This is a genomic window from Vibrio genomosp. F10 str. ZF-129 (assembly GCF_000287055.2).
Classification (GTDB): Bacteria; Pseudomonadota; Gammaproteobacteria; order Enterobacterales; family Vibrionaceae; genus Vibrio.
On sequence record NZ_AJYQ02000001.1, the window covers coordinates 1 to 23,486 of the forward strand.

General features: G+C 44.6%; 20 protein-coding genes. 13 read left to right on the forward strand and 7 right to left on the reverse strand.

The genetic code is table 11. From position 1 onward, the window contains the following. The first annotated feature begins 117 nt into the window (after positions 1 to 117). The 3 genes from mepA (at position 118) to A1QO_RS00015 (ending at position 3,639) form a co-directional block, all read left to right on the forward strand. Positions 118 to 1,005, forward strand: coding sequence for a penicillin-insensitive murein endopeptidase (mepA, locus tag A1QO_RS00005; protein ID WP_017038030.1), 888 nt, complete (start codon positions 118 to 120; stop codon positions 1,003 to 1,005). Positions 1,006 to 1,312: 307 nt separating this feature from the next. After that, positions 1,313 to 2,650, forward strand: a complete 1,338-nt coding sequence (locus A1QO_RS00010; protein ID WP_017034988.1) for a cytochrome ubiquinol oxidase subunit I — start codon at positions 1,313 to 1,315, stop codon at positions 2,648 to 2,650. After that, the gene (locus A1QO_RS00015) at positions 2,647 to 3,639 is read left to right on the forward strand and encodes a cytochrome d ubiquinol oxidase subunit II (RefSeq protein ID WP_017034989.1); all 993 of its coding nucleotides are present in this window, start codon (positions 2,647 to 2,649) and stop codon (positions 3,637 to 3,639) included. The genes A1QO_RS00010 and A1QO_RS00015 overlap by 4 nt, the downstream gene beginning before the upstream one ends. Before the next feature lie 180 nt (positions 3,640 to 3,819). Here the strand turns inward: A1QO_RS00015 and A1QO_RS00020 are convergent, their stop codons facing one another. The 3 genes from A1QO_RS00020 to rdgC all read right to left on the reverse strand — a co-directional run bounded on the left by A1QO_RS00020 (position 3,820) and on the right by rdgC (position 6,555). Then, positions 3,820 to 4,074: a YfhL family 4Fe-4S dicluster ferredoxin gene (locus A1QO_RS00020; protein WP_017034990.1), complete on the reverse strand. Its 255-nt coding sequence runs from the start codon at positions 4,072 to 4,074 to the stop codon at positions 3,820 to 3,822. Positions 4,075 to 4,076: 2 nt separating this feature from the next. Then, entirely contained in the window at positions 4,077 to 5,495 is a 1,419-nt protein-coding gene (yegQ, locus tag A1QO_RS00025) for a tRNA 5-hydroxyuridine modification protein YegQ (protein WP_017040311.1), read from the reverse strand. A 145-nt stretch (positions 5,496 to 5,640) separates the two neighbouring features. Then, positions 5,641 to 6,555 carry a recombination-associated protein RdgC gene (gene rdgC / locus A1QO_RS00030; protein ID WP_017040312.1) on the reverse strand — a complete coding sequence of 305 codons (915 nt, stop codon included), beginning with the start codon at positions 6,553 to 6,555 and terminating at the stop codon, positions 5,641 to 5,643. Between the two features lie 324 nt (positions 6,556 to 6,879). Between rdgC and phoB the strand changes: the two genes are divergently transcribed. The 7 genes from phoB (at position 6,880) to phoU (ending at position 15,695) form a co-directional block, all read left to right on the forward strand. Then, the gene (gene phoB / locus A1QO_RS00035) at positions 6,880 to 7,569 is read left to right on the forward strand and encodes a phosphate regulon transcriptional regulator PhoB (protein WP_017034993.1); all 690 of its coding nucleotides are present in this window, start codon (positions 6,880 to 6,882) and stop codon (positions 7,567 to 7,569) included. Positions 7,570 to 7,653: 84 nt separating this feature from the next. After that, on the forward strand, positions 7,654 to 8,955 hold the full coding sequence (phoR, locus tag A1QO_RS00040) for a phosphate regulon sensor histidine kinase PhoR (RefSeq protein WP_017040313.1): 1,302 nt from the start codon (positions 7,654 to 7,656) through the stop codon (positions 8,953 to 8,955). Positions 8,956 to 9,008: 53 nt separating this feature from the next. After that, positions 9,009 to 9,983, forward strand: coding sequence for a PstS family phosphate ABC transporter substrate-binding protein (locus A1QO_RS00045; protein ID WP_017034995.1), 975 nt, complete (start codon positions 9,009 to 9,011; stop codon positions 9,981 to 9,983). A 166-nt stretch (positions 9,984 to 10,149) separates the two neighbouring features. Continuing rightward, the gene (locus A1QO_RS00050; protein ID WP_017041166.1) at positions 10,150 to 12,339 is read left to right on the forward strand and encodes an ABC transporter permease subunit; all 2,190 of its coding nucleotides are present in this window, start codon (positions 10,150 to 10,152) and stop codon (positions 12,337 to 12,339) included. Positions 12,340 to 12,453: 114 nt separating this feature from the next. Then, entirely contained in the window at positions 12,454 to 14,100 is a 1,647-nt protein-coding gene (pstA, locus tag A1QO_RS00055) for a phosphate ABC transporter permease PstA (RefSeq protein ID WP_017034998.1), read from the forward strand. 2 nt (positions 14,101 to 14,102) lie between these two features. Continuing rightward, positions 14,103 to 14,921 carry a phosphate ABC transporter ATP-binding protein PstB gene (gene pstB, locus A1QO_RS00060; protein ID WP_017040315.1) on the forward strand — a complete coding sequence of 273 codons (819 nt, stop codon included), beginning with the start codon at positions 14,103 to 14,105 and terminating at the stop codon, positions 14,919 to 14,921. Positions 14,922 to 14,996: 75 nt separating this feature from the next. Next, positions 14,997 to 15,695, forward strand: a complete 699-nt coding sequence (gene phoU, locus A1QO_RS00065) for a phosphate signaling complex protein PhoU (protein ID WP_017038026.1) — start codon at positions 14,997 to 14,999, stop codon at positions 15,693 to 15,695. Between the two features lie 27 nt (positions 15,696 to 15,722). Here phoU and A1QO_RS00070 read toward each other — a convergent pair whose 3' ends face one another. The 4 genes from A1QO_RS00070 to A1QO_RS00085 form a co-directional block, all read right to left on the reverse strand. Next, on the reverse strand, positions 15,723 to 16,472 hold the full coding sequence (locus A1QO_RS00070; RefSeq protein WP_017038025.1) for a copper homeostasis protein CutC: 750 nt from the start codon (positions 16,470 to 16,472) through the stop codon (positions 15,723 to 15,725). A gap of 181 nt (positions 16,473 to 16,653) precedes the next feature. Further along, positions 16,654 to 16,953 (reverse strand): YebG family protein, encoded by a 300-nt coding sequence (locus tag A1QO_RS00075; RefSeq protein WP_017035005.1) that lies wholly within the window; start codon positions 16,951 to 16,953, stop codon positions 16,654 to 16,656. Positions 16,954 to 17,016: 63 nt separating this feature from the next. Then, positions 17,017 to 17,943 carry a LysR substrate-binding domain-containing protein gene (locus tag A1QO_RS00080; protein WP_017038024.1) on the reverse strand — a complete coding sequence of 309 codons (927 nt, stop codon included), beginning with the start codon at positions 17,941 to 17,943 and terminating at the stop codon, positions 17,017 to 17,019. Positions 17,944 to 18,091: 148 nt separating this feature from the next. Then, positions 18,092 to 20,086 (reverse strand): sigma-54-dependent Fis family transcriptional regulator, encoded by a 1,995-nt coding sequence (locus A1QO_RS00085; protein WP_017040316.1) that lies wholly within the window; start codon positions 20,084 to 20,086, stop codon positions 18,092 to 18,094. Positions 20,087 to 20,421: 335 nt separating this feature from the next. On the opposite strand from A1QO_RS00085, the gene A1QO_RS00090 reads away from it, so the two are divergent. The 3 genes from A1QO_RS00090 to A1QO_RS00100 are packed head-to-tail and all read left to right on the forward strand — an operon-like array spanning position 20,422 to position 23,479. Then, on the forward strand, positions 20,422 to 21,510 hold the full coding sequence (locus A1QO_RS00090; RefSeq protein ID WP_017038021.1) for an ABC transporter ATP-binding protein: 1,089 nt from the start codon (positions 20,422 to 20,424) through the stop codon (positions 21,508 to 21,510). A 5-nt stretch (positions 21,511 to 21,515) separates the two neighbouring features. Beyond that, a complete protein-coding gene (locus tag A1QO_RS00095; RefSeq protein ID WP_017035009.1) occupies positions 21,516 to 22,619 on the forward strand; it encodes an ABC transporter ATP-binding protein in 1,104 nt (367 codons plus the stop codon). After that, entirely contained in the window at positions 22,616 to 23,479 is an 864-nt protein-coding gene (locus A1QO_RS00100) for a carbohydrate ABC transporter permease (protein ID WP_017035010.1), read from the forward strand. Before A1QO_RS00095 ends, A1QO_RS00100 begins: the two co-directional genes overlap by 4 nt. Positions 23,480 to 23,486: the final 7 nt, after the last annotated feature.

Below are 23,486 nucleotides of genomic sequence, written 5' to 3' on the forward strand. Positions count from 1 at the left end.
CAATCAAAAATTCTAACGCCGTTATCGAGTGTTTTAACCCGCTAGGGTGAACAGTTATTTACTACGATTGGTATTATTCTATGATTTTTATCATACGGTGAATGTAAGAGAGGGAAAATGGTTAAATGGCAAGGAGTGCTTCTTGGGCTGTCACTGGCCACACTGACATGTTTCGCTAATGCTATCGAGGCAACCGAAGCGACCGAAGTAACCCCATGGGAATCAAAGCGTTCACCATCCTCCCATCCAACGGAATCCATAGGGAGTTACTCTAATGGTTGTCTAGCAGGGGCTAAAGCACTTCCTCTCGAAGGGACCGGTTATCAGGTTTTACGTCGTGACCGAGGTCGTTATTACGGACACCCGAATACCATTCATTTTGCTCAAACTCTCGCTGCTCAGTCAAAGCGAAATCTCAATAGTGGTATTTTAATTGGCGACATATCCTTACCACAAGGCGGTCGTTTTTCGAGTGGACATTCTAGCCATCAAACGGGTTTGGATATCGATATATGGCTGCGCTTTGCCGATGCTCCTTTGTCAGCATCGCAGTTAGCCAAACCTACACCGTTAAGTGTGGTGGATATCAAACATTACCAGTTGACTCAATCGCATTGGGATCCTCGTCATTTTGAGCTGATAAAAATGGCAGCCAGTGATGATCAGGTAGCGCGAATCTTTGTACACCCTGTGATTAAACAGACCTTGTGTGACAGCGAGCAGAGCATCGAACGTGCTTGGCTGCGGAAAGTTCGCCCTTGGTGGGGCCATCACTACCATATGCATGTTCGCTTGAAATGCCCGAAAGGGAATCCCTCTTGCCTACCTCAAAAAGAACCGCCAAAAGGCGATGGTTGCGGTGCGGAACTGGCGAGTTGGAAGCCGAAACCGCAAGCTTCACAGCCCAAGGTTTCCATGAACAAACCGAAAGAAAAGGCGAAATCGAATAAAAAACGCCTTAAACCGATGCCGGAACAATGCTTAACCCTTCTAAAAAACCAGTGACTTTCTGTTTTTAAATAGGTAAAAATGTTAATTTTGTGTAACTTAATTTCATTTTTGCCGATACTTCTCTAAGGTTAAACCGAATTGGTATTTAACCTACCATTTTTATTACAAAATACAGTAACTTATTAAATTTTAGATACATATCGTTGTATTTTGATACGATTATCTTAGTCCTTTTCTCTTCTAAAGTTGATATAAATCAATTTTACAGTGTGCTTGATTGATCTAATTCGCTCCTTTGAACGTAATTAAATTACATCATCAACGCGCTCATCCGAGCGAAAAGAATGTTTGAGGACAAAAGATGTTAGATACCCTCATGTTGTCGCGGATCCAATTCGCAACCAATATTAGCTTCCATATACTCTTTCCAACCATCACCATTGCATTAGCATGGATGCTGGTTTTCTTTAAGTGGCGATATAATCGCAGCCAGGCGCCAGTTTGGCTTGATGTGTATTACTTCTGGGTCAAGATTTTTGCGCTGACTTTCGCGCTTGGTGTGGTTTCAGGCATTACCATGAGCTTCCAGTTTGGCACCAATTGGCCAGGATTTATGGAGCGCGTCGGCAATGTTGCGGGTCCTCTGCTTGGCTATGAAGTGATGACCGCCTTTTTTATGGAAGCGACCTTTCTTGGGGTGATGCTGTTTGGTCGCGGTCGAGTGCCGGATTGGTTTCACACCTTAGCGACCGTTTTGGTTGCTATCGGGACCAGTATGTCGGCTTTTTGGATATTGGTGCTCAACAGCTGGATGCACACACCGAGTGGTTATGAAGTGATCGATGGTATCGTTCATGTCACGAGCTGGAAAGAAGTGATTCTAAACCCATCCTTGCCTTATCGATTGGCGCATACCTTATTGGCATCGGCACTCACAGCGAGCTTTTTGATCGCGGGGATCTCGGCTTACCAAGCGATCAAACAACCGGGTCATCGGGCTGCGAAGTTGGGCTTAAAGGTCGCGCTATTTTCGGCTGCGGGGTTTATTCCACTGCAAATTTTCGTTGGTGATCTGCATGGCTTAAACACATTAGAGCATCAACCGGCTAAAATTGCGGCGATGGAAGGTGTTTGGGAAACCGAGCAAGGTGCACCACTTCTGTTGTTCGCATGGCCAAATGAAGAGACTCGCAGCAATGACTTTGAGGTTGGTATCCCTAATCTCGCCAGTCTCATTCTAACCCACGATATGAATGGTGAAATTGTCGGGCTTAACCAGTTTGCTCCTGACCACCCACCGGTCAAACCACTTTTCTTTGGTTTTCGAGTCATGGTCGGAATGGGAGTATTGATGTTACTGGTGAGTTGGTATGGTGCGCTGCGCCTTACTCGCGGTAAAACATTACCCAAGCCTTATTTGTATACCATGGTGGCAATGACATTCTCTGGGTGGGTGGCGACATTAGCAGGCTGGTACGTTACCGAAATAGGCCGACAACCATGGTTAGTGAGTGGCGTGTTGCGGACATCAGAGGCGGTGACCACAGTACCAAGCAGTAGTGTCATGATCTCGCTGTTTATGTACTTAACGATCTATGCGGTCTTGCTAGTGGCGTACATTCACACGTTATTCTATTTAGCGCGTAAAGACATCGCCGCACACGAGGCGCCATCAAAAGAGCAAGAGGTCGTATCATGATCAACCATTTACCAGAAATTTACTTACTGTTGCTCGGTTTTTCAGTGTTTATGTACGCAGTGCTGGATGGCTATGATTTGGGTGTCGGTATTCTGTTGCCAAGTAATAACGAACAACAGCGAGACCGAATGATCGCATCCATTGGTCCCTTTTGGGATGCGAATGAAACCTGGCTAGTTTTGGCCGTTGGGATTCTGCTAATTGCTTTTCCTAGTGCTCATAGCTTGATATTGACTGAGCTTTACCTTCCAACCGCGGTCATGCTTATCGCATTGATCATGCGTGGTGTTGCGTTCGATTTTCGAGCCAAAGCCCTTTCGGATCACAAAGAGCGATGGGACTGGTGTTTTAGGATCGGTTCATTGGTTGCGTCTCTGACACAGGGTTATATGGTTGGTCGTTACATTATGGGATTTGAAGACTCGTCCGAAGCGATAGGCTTTGCGCTATTGAGTAGCTTATGTGTGACAGCGGCTTATGTATATATTGGTGGGGCATGGCTGGTACTGAAAACCGAAGGTAAGTTGCAAATACGAGCGGCACACTGGTCGAGACGGGCTGGTTGGGTAGCCGCGTTGGGTATTTTGGTGGTCAGTGTGGTGAACCCTATCGTTAACGAACAAGTAGCGCTGCGTTGGTTTAGTTTCCCTGAAATGCTGTTGTTGGCACCGATTCCCATGATCGTTTTAGCGACTATATTCTTAGTCGATCGCTATCTTCGTCAGGTACCGATGGCCGATGATATCGGTGTCCGCTGGCCATTTTTTGGCGTGACGGTGATTTTTGCATTAAGCTTTTTGGGGCTCGCGTATAGCTTCTTTCCGGAAGTGGTACCGGGTCTGATGACGGCGCAGGAATCCGCTTCTTCCCCTGCGACGCTGCTGATTGTTGGTTATGGCGCCATGTTCGTGATGCCGATGATTTTGCTCTATACCTTTGCGGTTTATCGCATTTTTAAAGGCAAAGCGACCGAACTGAGTTATAAATAGCGGTAACAATAACTAGGCGTCATACTTCTCACCGCGCCTAAAACGATTTTATCTCGAACAAAATTTAACCGAGAAAGATCAACACGCCCTAGCATTAAAAATGAATGGTGTCAGTCATCAATCACGCCAAAAGTGATGAGTAAAGAAACAAAAACGCCGCTTCAATTAAGCGGCGTTTTTTTAGGCTAGACCTTGAATGGTGACGAATTTTTCTAGGAGCTCATCGTCAGTTTCAATGTGGTTTGGGTCAGTGATAATGCACTTGGTAATAGGACAAACCGACTGGCAGGTTGGTTTGTCATAATGCCCTTTACATTCGGTACATAGATCAGGGTCAATCTCAAAGATCGACTCGCCCATATAAATAGCACCATTAGGGCATTCTGGGTCACACATGTCGCAGTTAATGCATTTATCAGTGATCAATAAAGCCATGGTTATTTTCCAGTTGGGTTACGGGTATCCTGACCTGAGTTTAAATTACGCATCAACAGTCCGAAAGATAAATCCAACTCTTCAGGAACTGGAATGAAGACGAAGTGACCGTTACCTTTCGCATCATCAACTGCTTGTGACTTACGGTTTTCCATCGTTTCAAGGGTGAAAACAACGTTACCATTTGGTGTCATAAGCTCCAGGCTGTCGCCCACTAGGAATTTGTTTTTCACTTCCACTTCCGCTAAATCGCCACGACGTTGACCGGTGAATTCGCCAACAAACTGCTGTGCATCAGAAACCGAGTAACCGTAGTCATAATTCTGGTAAGTATCGTGCGTATGACGACGCAGGAAGCCTTCGGTATAGCCACGGTGCGCTAGGCTTTCTAGTGTGCCCATTAGGCTTTCATCGAAAGGTTTGCCTGCAACAGCATCGTCAATCGCTTTACGATAAACCTGGGCAGTACGAGCACAGTAGTAGAACGATTTAGTACGACCTTCAATCTTCAATGAGTGTACGCCCATTTTAGTGAGGCGTTCTACGTGTTGAATCGCACGAAGATCTTTCGAGTTCATGATGTACGTACCATGCTCATCTTCGTATGCGGCCATTTTCTCTTCAGGGCGGTGCGCTTCTGAAAGCAGAACAACGTCATCAGTTGGTTTACCAAGACCAAGGGTATTATCTGGGCGTTCGTCTTGAACTTCGATTGCTTGACCTTCTTTACCTTGAGAGTCCGTCGCTGGATCGAACTTTTCAACAATATCGCCTGTATCGTTCTCTTTGCCTTCTTCGACTTTGTATTCCCAACGGCAAGCGTTAGTGCAAGTTCCTTGGTTTGGATCGCGCTTGTTGATGTAGCCAGAAAGCAAACAACGACCGGAATACGCCATGCAAAGTGCGCCATGAACGAAAATTTCGAGTTCCGTTTCTGGGCAGTGCTCTCGAATTTCTTCAATTTCCTCTAGAGAAAGTTCACGAGAAAGAATCACACGCTCAACACCTTGAGTTGACCAAAACTTAACGGTTGCCCAGTTCACTGCGTTTGCTTGAACTGAAAGGTGAATCGCCATGTCAGGAAACGCTTCACGAACCATCATGATAAGACCAGGGTCAGACATGATTAACGCGTCAGGGCCCATTTCAACCACAGGTTTCAGGTCGCGAATAAAGGTTTTTAGCTTTGAATTATGCGGTTGGATATTACATACCACATAGAGCTTTTTACCTTGAGCATGCGCTTCATCGATGCCAATTTTCAGGTTTTCATGGTTGAATTCGTTGTTACGGACACGAAGGCTATAGCGAGGTTGGCCCGCGTAAACTGCATCGGCGCCATAAGCAAAGGCATAACGCATGTTTTTAAGGCTACCAGCAGGTGATAGTAGCTCGGGTACAAAAGGAGTATTGGTTGTCATTGCGTCTTTCTCTAGTCTGATCTCAAGTCAGGTTACTGCCACCAAGTGGAAGTAAAGGGGCGCGAATTTTACGCTAAAATGAGCTAAATGACTAGAAAAAACCCTTCACAAGGAAGGGCTATTAGGGTTTAGTTTCAGTATGAACTTACGCTTCTGCGTGAGGCAATCCACCTAAAGATTCATATAAATTAGGTAAGAAAGCACTCAATTCACCACACATCAGTGAGAAATCAGCATCGAAACGAGCCGCTTGATCTTCGCGAGGAATGTCTTCGTTTTGATCTTTTAAGTCATCTGAGAATTTCAGGCGTTTGATACTGCCGTCTTCTGCCAACAAAAATTCAATACGTTCTTGCCAATCAAGTGCCAGTTTTGTCACGACTTTATCAGCTTCGATATGATGTTGAATCTCGTCTGCACTGAGCTCTTGTTTCTTACAGCGAATGATTCCGCCGTCTTCTAATACCGATTTAAGCTCCGCTTCATCTAATAAAGTGATGCCTTGCGGGGTATTCCCCGTTTTTACCCATTCCGTTAACGTTGTTTCAACGGCTTGTTCTGGAATAGCAGGAATGACAGGTAAACTGCCCATGGTTTTACGCAGCAGCGCTAAGACATCTTCGGCTTTTTTGTAGCTGCTCGCATCCACCAGGATAAACCCTTCTTTTGGTAGAATAAGTACGAACGTGTGGTTGCTGCGGCTAAATGCTCTCGGAAGAAGATCAATGATGATGTCTTCTTTAAGGTTGTCTTTTTCTGATTTTTTAAGAGGGCGACCTTCAGCGGTTTCCATTGTTTCTATTTTTGTATTCAGTGACTCTTTGATCACCGAAGCAGGAAGCATTTTTTCTTCTCTTTTCGCACAGATCAGAATGCGGTTTTCAGACACATGGGTCATCATATCGCCGTGTCTCCCCATTGCCGTCACCCAGCCAAATTTTTGCTTATCCTGACTGCCGCACGGCGTAAAACGGAATTCTTCAAGTTGCTTCTCTAGCTGGTCAGCATTGAATTCAATATCGCGATTGAAGCGATAAACCAGACAGTTTTTAAACCACATATTTTTTCTCTAGGCAGGAATTGAGTCGGTCATAATAGGCAATTTTTTATAAGTTGTCTTAGTCTGTGTGCAAAAAACTTTACCTAACAGGGACTAATTTTTTCTTAGCCGGCATCAATCTTCCCTTAAGAGACAGCGAGAGAATGATTACGTGTAAATGGAAGCCCAATGTTTGAATGCGCTCTACATATATGAACATCGGGCGAAAGTTATATGAAAATTTGTTTTCAAAGGTCACAAAAGTGTCATAATTACTGGTAATAATGCCTACAGTTGCAAAGGGATAGACCCTCGCGTTAATTTCATACACAAGGTTATTTAATTATGTCTAGAAGGATTCTAGTTGTTGAAGATGAAGCACCGATTCGTGAAATGCTGTGCTTTGTTCTTGAGCAGAAAGGTTACCAAGCGGTAGAAGCGGAAGATTATGATACTGCTGTGGTGAAGCTGGCAGAACCCTTTCCCGATCTTGTTCTTTTAGATTGGATGCTGCCTGGTGGTAGCGGTATCAATTTTATTAAACATATGAAGCGCGAAGAACTGACTCGTAATATTCCTGTTGTGATGCTCACGGCTCGTGGTGAGGAAGAAGACAAAGTTCGCGGCCTTGAAGTCGGAGCTGATGATTACATTACTAAACCGTTTTCACCAAAAGAGTTGGTCGCGAGACTCAAGGCTGTGATCCGTCGTGTTACTCCCACGGCACTTGAAGACGTTATCGATGTTCAAGGGTTGCGACTTGACCCGGTTTCCCACCGCGTAATGGCTGGTGATTCGCCGCTGGATATGGGGCCTACCGAATTTAAGATGTTGCATTTCTTTATGACTCATCAAGAGCGCGTTTATAGCCGAGAACAGCTGCTTAATAACGTTTGGGGCACCAATGTTTACGTTGAAGACCGTACGGTGGACGTTCATATTCGTCGACTGCGAAAAGCATTAGAGAATGCTGGACATGATAAATTAATTCAAACGGTTCGAGGAGCAGGCTACCGCTTCTCAACCAAAGCTTAGTATGTATAAGCTTAGTATTTAAATGATTAAGGCTTTAGGCCAATGATGAGCTTGGAGCCAAAGGACGGTTGTCCGAGGATATAAATGGTTGAAAAATTAACCTGGAAAAGGCTAGCTTGGGAGCTGGCTTTTTTTTACACCCCGTGGGTTTTGGTCGGGTGGATATTTGGATATATGCCGTGGTTGCTATTAGCTGCTACGGTTTTGCAGCTTTTGTGGCACCTTCATAATCAAATGAGGCTGTCTGCATGGTTGTGGGATGAAAAACGACTGACGCCACCGTCTGGCAGTGGTAACTGGGAATCGCTGTTTAATGGCATTTATCGCTTGCAACAGCGTCAACGAAAAAAACGCAAAGAACTGACGAATTTGATTCGACGTTTCCGTAATGGTGCTGAGTCACTGCCCGATGCGGTTGTAGTCTTTCGTGGTGAAGGTAATATCGTTTGGTGTAATAAACTCGCTCAACATTTGTTAGGCTTCAAGTGGCCCGATGATTCAGGGCAACCCATCTCTAATCTTATTCGTACTCCAGACTTTATTAAATATCTGAACAAACAAGACTTTTCTGAACCATTGGAGATGTGCTCGCCATTAAATGTTGAGCGCATGCTTGAGCTTCGTATCGTGCCTTATACAGAAGGTGAGCATTTGATGGTGGTACGTGATGTCACTCAGCTGAAACAGCTTGAAGGAATGCGCCGCAACTTCTTTGCTAATGTCTCCCATGAATTACGTACACCTATGACGGTGCTGCGTGGCTACCTCGAAATGACTGAAGACCCAGATATGCTGGTGGGACCAATGTGGGGCAAGGCGCACGGTGTAATGACCGAGCAGCTTAATCGTATGAACAGTCTCGTCAGCCAACTACTGACATTATCGAAGATAGAAGCTGCGCCGATGGATGATTTCGAAGAGGTCGTAGATGTTCCTGCGATGCTTGAAGTGCTCGAAAAAGAAGCCGCCAGTTTAAGTGGCGACGACGCTCATCAACTCGATTTTAAAGTGGATACTGAACTGCGAATCTATGCTGATGAAGACCAAATTCGAAGTGCTATTTCTAATCTTGTTTACAACGCGGTGAAATACACAGAGCCTGGTGCTCTGATTAAAGTACGTTGGTTTAAAACCGCTCAAGGGGCTTGCCTTGAAGTTGAAGACAGTGGTGATGGCATCGAACCTCAACATCTTCATCGTTTAACCGAGCGTTTTTATCGAGTCGATAAAGCCCGTTCGAGAGATACGGGAGGCAGTGGTTTAGGGCTTGCTATCGTGAAGCATGCACTCACTCACCATGATGCGCATTTAGAAATTCAAAGCGCCGTTGGTGTAGGCAGTAAGTTCTCGTTCACGTTGCCAAGTCGCTTGATAAAAGTCGATTGATTGATATTGGTAGTGAGAAGTTAGCAGGAAAGTAAAAAGTTGATGGAGTAATAATGAAGCACCTAGCGTCTATCATTCTGATATTGAGCTTGTTTGGTGTCGCTGTAAAAGCGCAGGCAATAGAGTCTACACCTCTTGAGTTAAAGCCTTATCATAAAGTCCCCAGTATCTCTGGCACCATCTTTTCAGTGGGTTCGGATACTTTGGCTGGAATGACGACGTTATGGGTGGAAGAGTTCGAACAGCATTATCCCAGCATTAACGCGCAAGTTCAGGCTTCAGGATCATCAACAGCGCCTCCTGCACTAACAGAAGGCACGGCGCAGTTTGGTCCAATGAGTCGCCCTATGCGGAATCGTGAAATAGACGCTTTTGAGCGTGAGCACGGGTACAAGCCTACGGAGTTAAGAGTAGCCATCGATGCGATCGGTGTTTTTGTTCATCAAGATAACCCGATTACGGGGCTTAATTTTTCTCAGTTAGACAGTATTTTCTCGATCACTCAGCGCTGCGGAGGAAATGAGCCTATCTCGAATTGGGCGCAATTGGGCATTGATTCTGATTGGGGGCAACGCCGAATGCAGTTGTTTGGACGAAACTCGGTATCAGGTACGTATGGTTATTTCAAACAAAACGCATTATGTGGCGGGGACTTTAAAAATAACGTCAACGAACAGCCTGGTTCCGCTTCGGTGGTGCAATCGGTCGCTTCCTCGATCAATACGATAGGGTATTCTGGCGTCGGATACCAAATGTCAGGTGTTAAGCTGATTCCAATTTCGGAAGTAGGCCAAGATTATATTTTTCCAAGCCATGATAATATTCTATCAGGTAAGTACCCACTATCACGCTACTTGTATGTATACATAAATAAGCATCCGAAACACCCTTTGACACCCATCGAGCGAGAATTCATCCGTTTTGTTTTTTCAGCCCAAGGACAAGACCTGGTAAGAAAGGATGGCTATATTCCCATAGGTACTGATATTGCCAAGCAAGAGTTACAAAAAGTTGGAATAGAGTACTAGAATGGGGTACGAAAATTTGCCTTTGGCGGTTTAATTATATTTAACGCCTTATAATGCTTGTTTTTTTTATTCAGCTGTTGTGTTTTCAGCGGCTTATGGGTTTCTGTAATATAATTGTCATTAAAATGAAATATTATAAGAACGTTTAATTTAGATTGAGAATCCAATGCCTAGTGCCGACTTTTCCTTAAAAGAACCAGACCGAAAACGATTTATCAAAGATCGTATTTTCCGTTTGTTGGTTTCTTTTGGTGGTGTTGGCGTGCTAATGGCACTGGTACTGATATTTGTCTATCTTGCGTTAGTGGTATTGCCCCTTTTCTCTGATGCAAATATTGAAACTGGCTACGCTTCTAATCGCATCACCACCGCTTCTCCGATTTCAATTGGCGTTGATGAGTATGGTGAGCATGCATTTGTTCTTTCTCAATCGGGGCAATTGGACTTTTGGTCATTAGACGATTCTCCATCCGCTCATTCTTCTTTTTCTATTTCTGACGATATTGTGTTGACGGCATCGGATCGAAAACCAAGCGGCTGGCAAGCTGTGATGGATAAGGCTGATCAGCTCGTTATCTTCAAGCCTAGGTTTTCCAATAATCAAAGTAGAAAGGGGAGGGCTTTTATACCTAACCTAGAATTCTTTGAAAACAGAGCAAACTTAAATCTTCATCGTTCTTCACTGCAATTGACTCAGTTTGATTTTTCACTGGTTGGAAACCAACTGACACTCGTCGGCCTTTATGACGATGATCGCGTCATGGTTCGCTGGAATGATGACAACGGACCCCAAGAGTATATCTTTAATCAACCTCTCCCTAATCTTGACCAACTCATTGTAACGCCTAACGGCAATATGCTTTACATGCGTACGGGCTCGGAGCTCATTGTTGCATTAAAGCGGGAGAATGATTTTGTTGTACGTGAGGTGGTTGATTTAAGTTTGGGGAATCAAAAACACGCGGTCTCCGATGTGAATTTGCTGTCTGGTGCGTATTCATTGTTGGTGACTCACCAAGATGGCCTTGTGTCCCAATGGTTTGATGTATTAACAGACAAAGAACGAAAACTCACACATATCCGCGAATTCGAGTTAGCCTCAGAACTCGAAATATTGTTGCCTGATTCGTATCGAAAAGGGTTTTACAGCTTTTACACCAATGGCACTTTGCAAAGTCACCATACGACCAGTGAAAAGCTGGTGATGTTTACGCGCGCTTTTAGCAAAGCGCCATCGTTGGTTGCCATGTCGAACAATGAAAAGTATCTGTTAACGCTCAGTGATGATCGCTTAGATGTGGCTCTGGTGAACAACGAGCATCCTGAAATTTCTTTTTCATCATTGTGGAAAAAAGTCTGGTACGAAAGTTACCCCGAGCCTGAATTTACTTGGCAAACGACCTCAGCCAATGATGATTTTGAAGCAAAATTCAGCTTAGTTCCTATTGCTTTTGGTACCCTTAAAGCAGCGGCTTTTGCTATGCTTTTTGCTGTTCCGATCGCGGTGTTAGGGGCTATTTATACGGCGTACTTTATGTCTGAGAGTATGCGCCGTGTGGTTAAACCCTCGATAGAGTTAATGGAGGCCTTCCCGACGGTGATCATAGGTTTCTTGGCTGGGCTTTGGTTTGCTCCCATTGTTGAAAGTTACCTATCGGCCGTGGTTGCTTTGTTGATCTTACTTCCGTTTTCTACGCTAGTGGTGGGTGTGGTGTGGCATGTATTACCTAGTCGATTTGTTTCGCTATTTCCTAATGGTTGGCATAGTTTGATTTTAATGCCTGTTTTGGTGTGCCTTGTGGTGGTGATTATGTCCCAAAGTGCCGCATTAGAATTGTGGCTGTTTAATGGTGATGTACGCATATATTTGGCTAATCATGGGATAGGGTTTGATCAACGTAATGCATTAGTGGTTGGTTTTGCGATGGGTTTTGCCGTTATTCCAACCATATTTACGATTGCTGAAGATGCGGTTTTCTCAGTACCTAAACATCTTTCTGATGGTTCTTTAGCGCTGGGAGCTACCCCATGGCAAACCTTACTTTATGTCGTATTGTTAACCGCGAGTCCCGGTATTTTTTCTGCCATTATGATGGGTTTAGGTCGAGCGGTTGGCGAAACGATGATCGTATTAATGGCCACGGGTAATACGCCTATATTAGATTGGAATATTTTAGAGGGAATGCGAACATTGTCGGCCACCATCGCGGTTGAAATGCCAGAATCTGAAGTCGCCAGTACTCATTATCGCTTGCTCTTTCTTGCAGCACTGCTGCTGCTTATTTTTACTTTTGCTGTTAACTCTATTGCAGAATGGGTGAGACAACGGCTAAGAGAGCGTTACCGTGCTCTTTAACCAACGAATAGGCCCCTTTATTTGCCTTAATCCAAGTCATTTATGTAAAAGAAGCCATCAAAGTAACCAAAGCAATAAAGGTAAGACAACCGTCAATACTCGAGGGCAGAGTTCATGTTGAAATGGATAAAGTCCGGAGCGCCTTGGGTTTGGTTAACAGGAGGGGCGGTCAGCATAAGCTTACTGTCGGTGATGGGGTTGATGCTGCTTATCGGTTGGAAAGGTCTGTCTTATTTCTGGCCCGCACCACTTTATCAGTGGGAAACTCAAAATGGAGAGACGTTAGTCGGCCAACTGTACGCTCAAGAGTTTATTCCAATCACGCGTTTGCAAGGTATGAACTTACCTGAGGATGCGATGACAAACGGTGACGAACTGATTGGCCGGTACAGCATTAAAGTGGCCAATCGGGATCTCTATCCGGCGGACTTTGTTTCCATACTCGATATTAATATTGAGAAGCGATCACTCCCTAGTGGCTGGGCGGTGATTGAGCGAACACGTAACGGGAATTTTTTTGGGTTACCTGTTGGGTATCAAAATGAGTTTGGTGTGGTTTCTAGCGAAGTGTCAGAGTCATTTACGCTCGGCTTTTCTGAGGTAGAGCTGTTAAGAAAACAAATTGCCGCCTTGATAGAAAATGAGTTTAAGGTCACAAGCCGAACTTTAGAGCAGCTTAGGCTAAATAAACGCAAGCGAGAGCTTAATAACACCCTTGATGACGCGTTTCTCATTGAATATCGAGCTCAAAAACAGCTTTTGGATAAAAAGTTAGAGAGAGCCGATCTGAATTTATCCAAGCTTCGCGCCCAACTAAACCAAGACCGCTTAATTGTCGAGGATATGACGGGGCAACAGACTGCCATTCCTTTAAGTGAGATTTTGGATGTATGGTACCCCAACGAAATGAGCAGCGTTGACAAAACGGTACAGTGGTTCAAACAAGTTTGGAAGTTCTTATCGCAAAGTCCGAGAGAATCAAACTCTGAAGGCGGTGTTTTCCCTGCGATATTTGGTACAGTGTTGTTGGTGATCATCATGTCCATCGTGGTGATGCCGCTAGGGGTGATAGCTGCTGTGTATCTGCATGAATACGCGGCGAATAATGCACTCACGCGTATTATTAGAGTGGCGGTTATTAACCTCGCTGGGGTCCCTTCGATCGTTTATGGAGTGTTCGGCTTGGGCTTTTTTGTCTATACGTTAGGTGGCTCTATTGACTCTTTATTGTATGCTGAACGCTTACCTGCCCCCACCTTTGGCACACCTGGATTGTTATGGTCAGCTTTGACATTGTCGGTGTTGACGTTGCCGGTAGTGATTGTCTCAACGGAAGAGGGGCTAACCCGAATACCCAGCTCAGTCAGACACGGTTCCTTAGCGCTTGGTGCGACACAATTTGAAACCTTATGGCGAATCGTATTGCCTATGGCGAGCCCAGCCATTATTACTGGATTGATATTGGCGGTTGCTAGAGCGGCAGGAGAAGTGGCCCCTTTGATGCTAGTGGGAGTGGTGAAGATCGCCTCAAGTTTGCCCGTTGATGGTGAATTTCCTTTTTTGCATTTAGAGAAAAAATTCATGCACTTAGGATTTCATATTTACGATGTGGGTTTTCAGACATCCAATATTGAAGCGGCTCGCCCATTGGTTTACGCGACCTCGTTTTTATTGGTGACGGTTATTATTAGTTTGAATTTAACCGCGATCAGTATCCGTAACAATTTGCGCGAAAAATATCGTAATTTAGGACAAGATTAATCATGTTTTCAGTTAATCAAGCATTGGGATACCAAGCCCCGTTAGATGTATATAATCTGACCGAAGATCAAACCGCCATTACGATTGAAGGGCTGAACCTTTTTTATAAAGAGACCCAAGCGCTTAATGATATCTCAATGAAGATCCCGAAAGGACAAGTGACCGCGTTCATTGGTCCATCGGGCTGTGGGAAATCAACCTTACTTCGTTGTATTAATCGAATGAACGATTTGGTTGAAGGGTGCCGCGTTCAAGGAAAGGTAAAGCTGCACAATAAGAATGTCTACCATCCTAATGTCGATGTTGCCACATTACGTCGTCGAGTTGGCATGGTATTCCAGAGACCGAATCCATTTCCGAAATCGATCTATGAAAATGTCGTTTATGGCTTGCGTCTTCAAGGTATCAGTAACAGCCGTTCGTTGGATGATGCCGTTGAACATGCATTGCGATCGGCCGCATTGTGGGACGAAGTGAAGCATCGTTTGCATGAGAATGCGTTTGGTCTTTCAGGAGGTCAGCAGCAGCGCCTCGTCATTGCCAGAGCAATAGCGATTGAACCTGAAGTCCTTTTGTTGGATGAACCAACGTCGGCTCTCGATCCTATTTCTACGTTAACCATTGAAGAGTTAATCAATGAACTCAAGGATAAGTACACCGTCGTCATTGTGACGCATAATATGCAGCAAGCTGCTCGTGTTAGTGATCACACCGCCTTTATTCATATGGGGAAACTGATAGAGTATTCCGATACCGATTCGATTTTTACCTCACCGACGAAAACTCAGACAGAAGATTACATAACGGGTCGATACGGATAAAAATACCGCACTGTTAATATCGGTAATGAATACAAGTAATAAGCGCAGGCAATACACAAGGAGCAGTTAGAAAGAATGAACTTTGGTCGTCATATTTCAGGTCAGTTTAATGTTGAATTAGAATCAATTCGTACTCATGTCTTAACGATGGGGGGCTTGGTTGAGCAGCAACTTGCGTTTGCTATGCAAGCTTTGCATAAAGATGATATTGAACTCGCCAAGAAAGTGGTAAAAGACGATCACAAAGTGAATTCCATGGAAGTGTCTATTGATGAAGCGTGTACTCGAATTATTGCCAAGAGGCAGCCTACAGCAAAAGATTTGCGCTTAATCATGGCGATCATTAAGACTATTACTGACTTGGAGCGTATTGGTGATGTCGCGACAAGCATCGCTAAGGTGGCCATTGAAAGTCCATCGTCAAAACAGCAGCCTTTTCATGTGTCCCTCGAGCCTTTAAGCCGCCAAGCGATAGCAATGCTTCATCAGGTGCTCGACGCGTTTGCTCGTATGGACGTCGACTCAGCTGCCGATGTGTACAAATTAGACGATAAGATTGATGCTGAATATAAAGCGGTGATTCATCAGTTAGTGACTTATATGATGGAGGATCCCAAGAATATTCCGAGCATTTTACAAGTCATGTGGTCAGCGCGCGCCATTGAGCGAGTAGGCGATCGCTGCCAAAATATTTGCGAATACATCATTTATTTCGTCAAAGGAAAAGATGTTCGCCACCTGGGCGAACAAAGTATTGATGATGCGTTGAAGTAATACGCCTTGCGCGCTAGGAGTTAGGAGCTAGGAGTATCTAGACGTCAATTTCTCTACCACTTGTGAGATCGCTTGAGCATCCGTGATCGGAATAAGACGATCATCTTGAGCACCCATCTTAACGTGTTCTGCGGTACAGGTCATTTTGCTTTCGCGGCTGGATTTTCCAGATAAATGCACTTCAGTGACTTGGGATGTATTGATAATGTCTAGAACATTAGTAGTGTTCAATCCGGCTCCGGCCATAATACTCACTCGACCATCCGCTAATCTCACCATTTCAGCAAGCGTCTTTGATCCCAAAGCCGCAGTTTGAGCCAGTCCAGAGGTGAGAATGCGTTCACAGCCAAGTTCCACGATGTCTTCGATCGCTTGGTGATAATCTCTGCATTGATCGATGGCTCTATGAAAGGTGACACCAAGATCATACTGGTTGGCTTTGTTCATTAACTGAGTAGCCGTTGGCATATCGATCTCGCCGTTCTCATTCAAAACACCAAACACCACACCCTGTAAGCCTGCTAAACCCACCGCTTCTATATCAATCAACATCGATTCAACATCATCACTGTCGTAGAGAAAGTCGCCTTGTCGTGGGCGAATCATGGCATAGACTGGTATTGTTGAGATGAGTGCGGCTTTTTTCATGAAGCCAAAGCTTGGGGTTAATCCGCCTAGTGCGAGAGAAGAACACAATTCAATGCGAGTTGCTCCGCCTGCAATGGCGTTATGAAGAGATTCAATGTTATCAATACAAACTTCAACGTGGTAGGTCATAGTGGTGCTCGTAACTTAGAGGGACATCGGTATTTTAACGGGAATAAAACAGAACTATCAGGGAAAACTTTACCCGCTTGAAATTCCGCTTTGCGCTCTATTGACGCTATAAAAGATATTCAAGCGATAAAAGAAAAACCCAGAGACAATGCTCTGGGTTTTCGATATTCATAAGAAAAGGCTAAGCCGCGTCTTCTTCTTTTGGCGCGTCAATTACTGCTTCAATCTTTTTTGTTTTTTTAGGCGCGGGTTTGCGTTTAGCGCCAAGAGCATAAAGCACTTCTTCTTTGTTCTTTGCAAGGTACATAGCAAGCTCTTCTTGCTTGCCTTCATCTTCTATCACATCACTCTTGCTGAGTAGTTCAAACAGCTCATCTGCCATATCCAGCATTTTATCATAAGCGTCAGCTTCGGCTTTAGAGGTAAAAGTCATTTTCTCTTCTCCGTTGCGTTCCACCACGTACTTAACGATTACAGCCATGGTCAATCCTCGATTCAAATAAATACATCACTGTCTTTTTATACAGCTTGCGTTCGTTTAAGTCTAGTGAGATGGGTATTTCTGGGAGCTATGTGGTGACTCTTTATTCACTTGATGACAAAAGTCAATAAATCGCTTGAGAAGTGGACTTTGGTATTTCTCTTTATGCACAAGTAGCCAAAACTGCCGTGTCATGTCGAGAGGAACCTTGAGCATTTTGACTCTTCCATCGTTCAGTGCGGCTTCTGCGGCCAATCGTGATAAGCAAGCGAGACCTAATCCAGCTGAAACGCTGTTAATTAATGCCTCAGTGGTGTTCAGTTCAAATGCTTCTTGCCAGTGTTCAATGCGTGGAGCAATCGCCTGTAAGAAAAACTCTCGGGATCCAGAGCCAGCTTCTCGTAGCAGCCATTGACTGTTCTCTAAAGCACTCACCGGGACTGACGCATCATCTGCATTTGGAAAATCGCAAGGGCAAATAATGCACATCTCATCTTGACTGAATTGACTGGAAATAAGTTCTGGATGCTGGGTCTTCCCTTCTATGAGGGCGAGATCTAGCTCGTAGTCGACCAACTTTTGGCAAATTAGGCTGGAATTAGAGATAAATAAGCTTTGCGCTAGGTGGTTTGTTTCAAGGCGAAAACGGCTAAGAAGTTGTGGTGCGACATGGTTGCCAATGGTATCGCTCGCACCTATACGCAACTGCCCTGTTAGAATTTGTCCGTGATTAAATAGTTCATCGATATCACTGACTCGATGCAAGAGTTCGTCGGCAAGCGGAAGAAGTTTTATCCCTTCTTGATTGATAATTAGGCGGTTATTGACTCTATCAAACAGAGCGTGACCGATCTGTTTTTCCAATTCAGACAGCGCCATACTGACAGCGGCTTTAGACAGATAAAGAGCTTCTGAAGCAGAGGTGAGTGTTTTGTGCTGAGTTACGGTAGTAAATACTTTCAGCTGTTTCAGTGAAATATTGGAAGCCATACGCCTATATGTTTAACTGTTCTGAACGATAGTCAAAGATAGTTAGGTATAACAGAACACATTGCAAGTGAAATGGTACAAGTGACCTAATACAAGTGACCTAATACAAGTGACATAGTGAGCTGAATATCTCCAACCATGAGCGAACTTACCTCAGCCCTTGTTCTCTTAAGCGCTTATAGAGTGTGTTGCGGCTGATGTTCAGTTGCTTTGCCGTTGCTGACACATTGCGGCCATGTTGTTCGTAAACATTTAGCCATTGCGCGTTGTCAATCATCGTCGAAGCGCCTGTTACTAACTCATTTCTTTTTCCTAGTGCATCTATTCCTAATGCATCGGTTACTACAGCGTCTGTGACTGAATTTTTAGTGATTGAAGTGTTAGCCTCCGCTGGGCGGGTGTTTGATGATCGAATACACTGATAAGTTTCATTTGAATCGACCGCGAGTATTGAAGGGGGCGTTGACTGATATTCGGCATCCAAAAGAAAATCGTCAGGTAGGTGGTCGGCCGTTACGGTTTCAGTGCCAGCCATCGCGAGTGCTATTTGGATGACGCTGACCATTTGACGAATGTTTCCAGGCCACGGGTGAGAAGTAAACATCTCCAGAACTTCTCGATTCAGTTTAGGCTGTTGATCGTCGAGAGAGAACGTGCTCAAGAGGTGCTCGATAAGCACCACTTTATCTGTCCGTTCACGTAGGGGAGGAAGGGTAATATTCAATCCCGTCACTCGATAGTACAAATCTTGGCGGAAAGTCCCTTGTTCTACATTGTTTTTCAAATGACAGTGCGTGGCGGAGACCAACTTGAAATTGACAGGGTAAGAGGTGGTTGAACCGAGTGGCGTCACTTGTCTTTCTTGTAAAACTCGCAAGAGTCGAGCTTGTACATTCATTGGCATATCACCGATTTCATCTAAAAACAAAGTGCCTTTATCTGCCTTTCTAATCAATCCAATGTAGCCTTTTTGATTGGCGCCAGTGAATGCCCCTTTTTCATAACCAAACAACTCAGACTCAACCAAATCAGCTGGAATCGCAGCGCAGTTAACCGCGATCATTGGGGCGTGTTTACGATCGCTTGCGAGGTGCAATGCATTCACGAACACTTCTTTACCCACACCGGTTTCACCATGAATCAGAATCGGGATATCCGTATTTAAAAGCCGACTTGCTTGGGAGATCGCCTTGGCAAGTCGAGGATCACCCATGTTGAGTTTGTCCAGTTCGATAGGGACTTTAGGTAGTGTATTCGATGGCTTTTTTGTCGGGATTCGGTAATCAATCTTACGACCTACGGGCATTTTAGGTGGCGTCACAATCGCAAAGAAATTGTGTTTTGAGTGGCTGACTAACGACATTGGATTGTAATGGGGATGAGAGAGTACTTGCGTCAATTTAACATCAAAGAGTTGATCAAGGCGTTGCAGTGCTAACCCTTGGCCCAACGTGATTTCTGCTCGGCGATTGGCGGAAATAATGACGCCATCTTCATTAAATACAAGTAACGATGACCACTGACTGTCTATATTTTCTGGAGAGGTATTGAACCAGAGGAGGTACTGATCATCTTGAAACTGAGAAGCGATAAGTTGATTCTCGATAGCTTGAGACATCAACTTGACCATGCCAAGTGTATGAGAGGTGGGCATGTAAGCGTCGCTTGATATGGATAAGACGCCGGCCATTTTTCTCTCTGAATCAAATAATGGGGCAGCGGATCCCATCATGAAGCGGTTCGACGTTAAAAAGTGTTCATCACGAAAGACTTGAACAATTGACCCTGTTTCTAGAGCCGTTCCAATGGCGTTAGTTCCGATCAAACTCTCGCGCCAATGTGCGCCATTTTGAAACACATCAGGTTGATGCTTCGAGAAAAACCGTTGCTCTCCCCAATTTTTTAAAACCAATCCGTTAGTGTCCGTTAAGGTAATCAAGCAATTACTGTTAGCCAGCAAACTGTCATAGAAAGGCAGAACTTTATGATGTGTGGTTTTTATGAGCCCTGAATGTTCATCTAACGCTTGGTTGAACAGATAGCCGGTTTCTAACTCAACGGTGGGGTTGCTGCTGTGTGATAGCCCGGATTGACGGCAGCGCTGCCAAGATTGTTCAATGATTGATTGATGTTTATCGTCCATCTTAAAATTAACTCAGTTCGGATTCTACGTTTTAAAAAATTAAGTATTTATTCTAATTGTTCGTATTGGAACACAAACGTTCACAAAGTGTTCAGTCAACATATCACCAATCATTTCCACTTGAACACATTTTGTTAACAAATGTTACTTGGATCTCACCTGATGAATTGTAATTAAAGCGCCTTTTTATCAATTATCTTTAATGATTTCTATATAAATAAAGGGCTGCGAGCTTGGTGTGTGAATGAATTGTTAATGAAATGATGTTTTGGCATGACTTTGGCAATATCGAACAATATCGAAAGTGATTTTGTTCAGAGCTCAAGGAGTGTTAAGTGTCATTAAGATTGGATAAAGTGAACAAACTGGTGGATGGAGAGGCGCACATTTCAGATGTGAGCCTGACCTTCGAACCGGGCTCATTTAATGTATTGCTCGGGCGAACACTGGCAGGGAAGACCTCATTGATGAGGCTCATCGCAGGGTTGGATCGCCCAACATCAGGGAGTATTTGGGTAAACGGTGTTGATGTCACTGGCGTGTCTGTCCGTGAAAGAAACATCTCAATGGTGTACCAGCAATTCATTAATTATCCCAACTTGACTGTGTTTGAAAATGTCGCGTCCCCGTTACGTCTGGCCAAAATGGCCGAAAGTGACATCAAAGAACGCGTTCATGCCACCGCAGCCATGCTACAAATCACAGAGCATCTCCATAAGCATCCTTTAGAGTTATCAGGCGGGCAGCAACAACGTACGGCCATGGCGAGAGCCTTGGTGAAAGACGCTGAAATCATTTTGTTTGATGAGCCATTGGTTAACCTTGACTACAAATTGAGGGAAGAGCTTCGACAAGAAATGCGCGAGCTATTTCAAGCGAGACACACCATTGCCATTTACGCGACGACGGAACCCAATGAGGCGCTAGCACTCGGAGGAACGACCACAATATTGCACGAAGGGCGAGTGATTCAATCGGGTTTAACGCCTTCGGTGTATCACAAGCCAGACAACGTAGACTCGGCCATTTTGTTCAGTGAGCCACCGATCAATCTGATCAATGGTGAGATCACCGACAACGAAGTGACCTTTGATAAAACCTCACACTTTCCACTTAACCAGTCCTTGAGCAAGTTAGATAAAGGCGAGCACCTTTTTGGGATTCGTCCTAGCCATCTCAGTTTACTGCCAAAGAACGATGATGATGTTGAGCTCACGGTTCAAGTGGAAGTGGCGGAGATCAGCGGCTCAGAAACCTTTTTGCATGTTCGAAACGATCTTCTTGATTTGGTTCTGCACTTACCGGGTGTTCACAGTTATGACGTCGATGAAAGCATCAAAATCTATATACCCATCCATAAATTCTATGTGTTCGGGATGGATGAGCAGCTCATCCATTCCCCAACTCATGATGTAAGAGGATAATCGAGATGGTTCAAATCACACTCAATTCATTGGCTCATACCTACGATAAAAAACCGACAGATTCCTCTATTTATGCCATTAAAGAAATGAATCATGTCTGGAAACAAGGTGGCGCATACGCTCTGCTTGGCCCGTCTGGTTGCGGAAAATCAACACTGTTAAACATCATTTCGGGGCTCATGAGTCCGTCACAAGGCGAAGTCCTGTTTGATGAGTTGAAAGTGAATGATCTGCGCCCACAGGATCGTAATATCGCTCAGGTTTTCCAGTTCCCAGTTATCTACGACACCATGACGGTGTATGACAATTTGGCCTTTCCACTTCGTAATATGAAAATTCATAAGACCAAAGTGCACTCAAAGGTGACTGAGATAGCGGAGATTTTGGAGCTCACCAATGTGCTCTCGAAAAAAGCGCAACACCTCACCGCCGATGAAAAACAAAAAGTCTCTATGGGGCGTGGACTAGTGCGAGATGATGTATCGGCGATACTGTTTGATGAGCCGTTAACGGTGATCGATCCACAACTGAAATGGAAACTGCGTAGAAAGCTTAAGCAGATACATCAACAGTTTAATATCACCATGATTTATGTCACCCACGATCAGCTTGAAGCATCTACCTTCGCGGATGAAATTGCGGTGATGTACAACGGTCAAATTGTTCAGTTTGGTACTCCAAGAGAGCTGTTTGAACGGCCGAATCATACTTTCGTTGGCTACTTTATTGGCAGCCCCGGCATGAACCTAATGGAGGTCACTCCAACAGAAACGGGCGTTCGTTTTGACGATGTCGACATCCCATTATCTGAGGCCTACCGACACGCGATTGCTCAAACGAGCAGTAGCAACATCAAGATAGGCATTCGCCCGGAATTTGTTCACATATGGGAAAAAGCCAACGACACGGCACTGCGGTGCAAAGTACTGCATGTGGAAGATTTGGGCACCTACAAGATTGTTACGCTGAAATTAGGGCTGCATGAAATTAAAGCGCGCCTACAAGAAGATCAGGTTGTTCCTAAAGACGAGGCTTTTATTAGCATTCCAGAGCAATGGACGATGCTGTATGTCGATGAGTTTCTGGTCAATGTGGGGGATGTGGCATGAACAAAGTCACTAATAACAAAGCGTGGTTTTTAGTTTTACCGGTTTTTGCTCTGGTGGCATTCAGTGCCATTGTGCCGTTGATGACGGTAGTGAATTACTCTCTACAAGATATTTTTGATGCTAATTCGGCCTACTTTGTTGGCACCGAGTGGTATCGAGATACGCTCAACGATGAGCGTTTGCACAGTGCGCTTTTGCGACAGTTTGGGTTCACTTTTACCATATTAATGATTGAGGTTCCCCTTGGCATTATCGTCGCCCTGACTATGCCAACAAAAGGAAGATGGTCGGTGTTCTGCTTGATTATTCTGGCGGTTCCTTTACTGATTCCTCTTAATGTGGTCGGGACTATTTGGCAGATTTTTGGTCGCGAAGATATTGGACTATTTGGTTGGGCACTCAACAGCATAGGGATCGACTATAACTACGCAGGCGATCCGTTGGATGCATGGCTCACTGTGATTCTCATGGATGTGTGGCATTGGACGTCGCTCATTGCGCTGTTGTCTTACTCTGGTCTTCGCGCTATCCCTGATGCGTATTACCAAGCAGCGAATATCGACCGCGCTTCAACCTGGTCCATTATCCGTTACATCCAGTTGCCAAAGCTGAAAAGCGTCCTGCTGATAGGCGTGCTGATTCGCTTTATGGACAGCTTCATGATCTATACCGAACCGTTTGTATTAACGGGTGGTGGGCCGGGTAACTCAACCACATTTTTAAGCCAAACCCTAACTCAGATGGCGATCGGTCAGTTTGATATTGGCCCTGCCGCTGCATTCTCGATCATCTACTTCCTCATTATTTTGTTGGTGAGCTGGGTGTTCTATACCGCAATGACACACGGCGAGAATAAATAAGGAAATT

Bases quoted from the DNA above. Each gene is read 5' to 3' on its own strand.
- mepA (WP_017038030.1), top strand. From the start codon at position 118: ATGGTTAAATGGCAAGGAGTGCTTCTTGGGCTGTCACTGGCCACACTG.
- A1QO_RS00010 (WP_017034988.1), top strand. From the start codon at position 1,313: ATGTTAGATACCCTCATGTTGTCGCGGATCCAATTCGCAACCAATATT.
- A1QO_RS00015 (WP_017034989.1), top strand. From the start codon at position 2,647: ATGATCAACCATTTACCAGAAATTTACTTACTGTTGCTCGGTTTTTCA.
- A1QO_RS00020 (WP_017034990.1), bottom strand. From the start codon at position 4,074: ATGGCTTTATTGATCACTGATAAATGCATTAACTGCGACATGTGTGAC.
- yegQ (WP_017040311.1), bottom strand. From the start codon at position 5,495: ATGACAACCAATACTCCTTTTGTACCCGAGCTACTATCACCTGCTGGT.
- rdgC (WP_017040312.1), bottom strand. From the start codon at position 6,555: ATGTGGTTTAAAAACTGTCTGGTTTATCGCTTCAATCGCGATATTGAA.
- phoB (WP_017034993.1), top strand. From the start codon at position 6,880: ATGTCTAGAAGGATTCTAGTTGTTGAAGATGAAGCACCGATTCGTGAA.
- phoR (WP_017040313.1), top strand. From the start codon at position 7,654: ATGGTTGAAAAATTAACCTGGAAAAGGCTAGCTTGGGAGCTGGCTTTT.
- A1QO_RS00045 (WP_017034995.1), top strand. From the start codon at position 9,009: ATGAAGCACCTAGCGTCTATCATTCTGATATTGAGCTTGTTTGGTGTC.
- A1QO_RS00050 (WP_017041166.1), top strand. From the start codon at position 10,150: ATGCCTAGTGCCGACTTTTCCTTAAAAGAACCAGACCGAAAACGATTT.
- pstA (WP_017034998.1), top strand. From the start codon at position 12,454: ATGTTGAAATGGATAAAGTCCGGAGCGCCTTGGGTTTGGTTAACAGGA.
- pstB (WP_017040315.1), top strand. From the start codon at position 14,103: ATGTTTTCAGTTAATCAAGCATTGGGATACCAAGCCCCGTTAGATGTA.
- phoU (WP_017038026.1), top strand. From the start codon at position 14,997: ATGAACTTTGGTCGTCATATTTCAGGTCAGTTTAATGTTGAATTAGAA.
- A1QO_RS00070 (WP_017038025.1), bottom strand. From the start codon at position 16,472: ATGACCTACCACGTTGAAGTTTGTATTGATAACATTGAATCTCTTCAT.
- A1QO_RS00075 (WP_017035005.1), bottom strand. From the start codon at position 16,953: ATGGCTGTAATCGTTAAGTACGTGGTGGAACGCAACGGAGAAGAGAAA.
- A1QO_RS00080 (WP_017038024.1), bottom strand. From the start codon at position 17,943: ATGGCTTCCAATATTTCACTGAAACAGCTGAAAGTATTTACTACCGTA.
- A1QO_RS00085 (WP_017040316.1), bottom strand. From the start codon at position 20,086: ATGGACGATAAACATCAATCAATCATTGAACAATCTTGGCAGCGCTGC.
- A1QO_RS00095 (WP_017035009.1), top strand. From the start codon at position 21,516: ATGGTTCAAATCACACTCAATTCATTGGCTCATACCTACGATAAAAAA.
- A1QO_RS00100 (WP_017035010.1), top strand. From the start codon at position 22,616: ATGAACAAAGTCACTAATAACAAAGCGTGGTTTTTAGTTTTACCGGTT.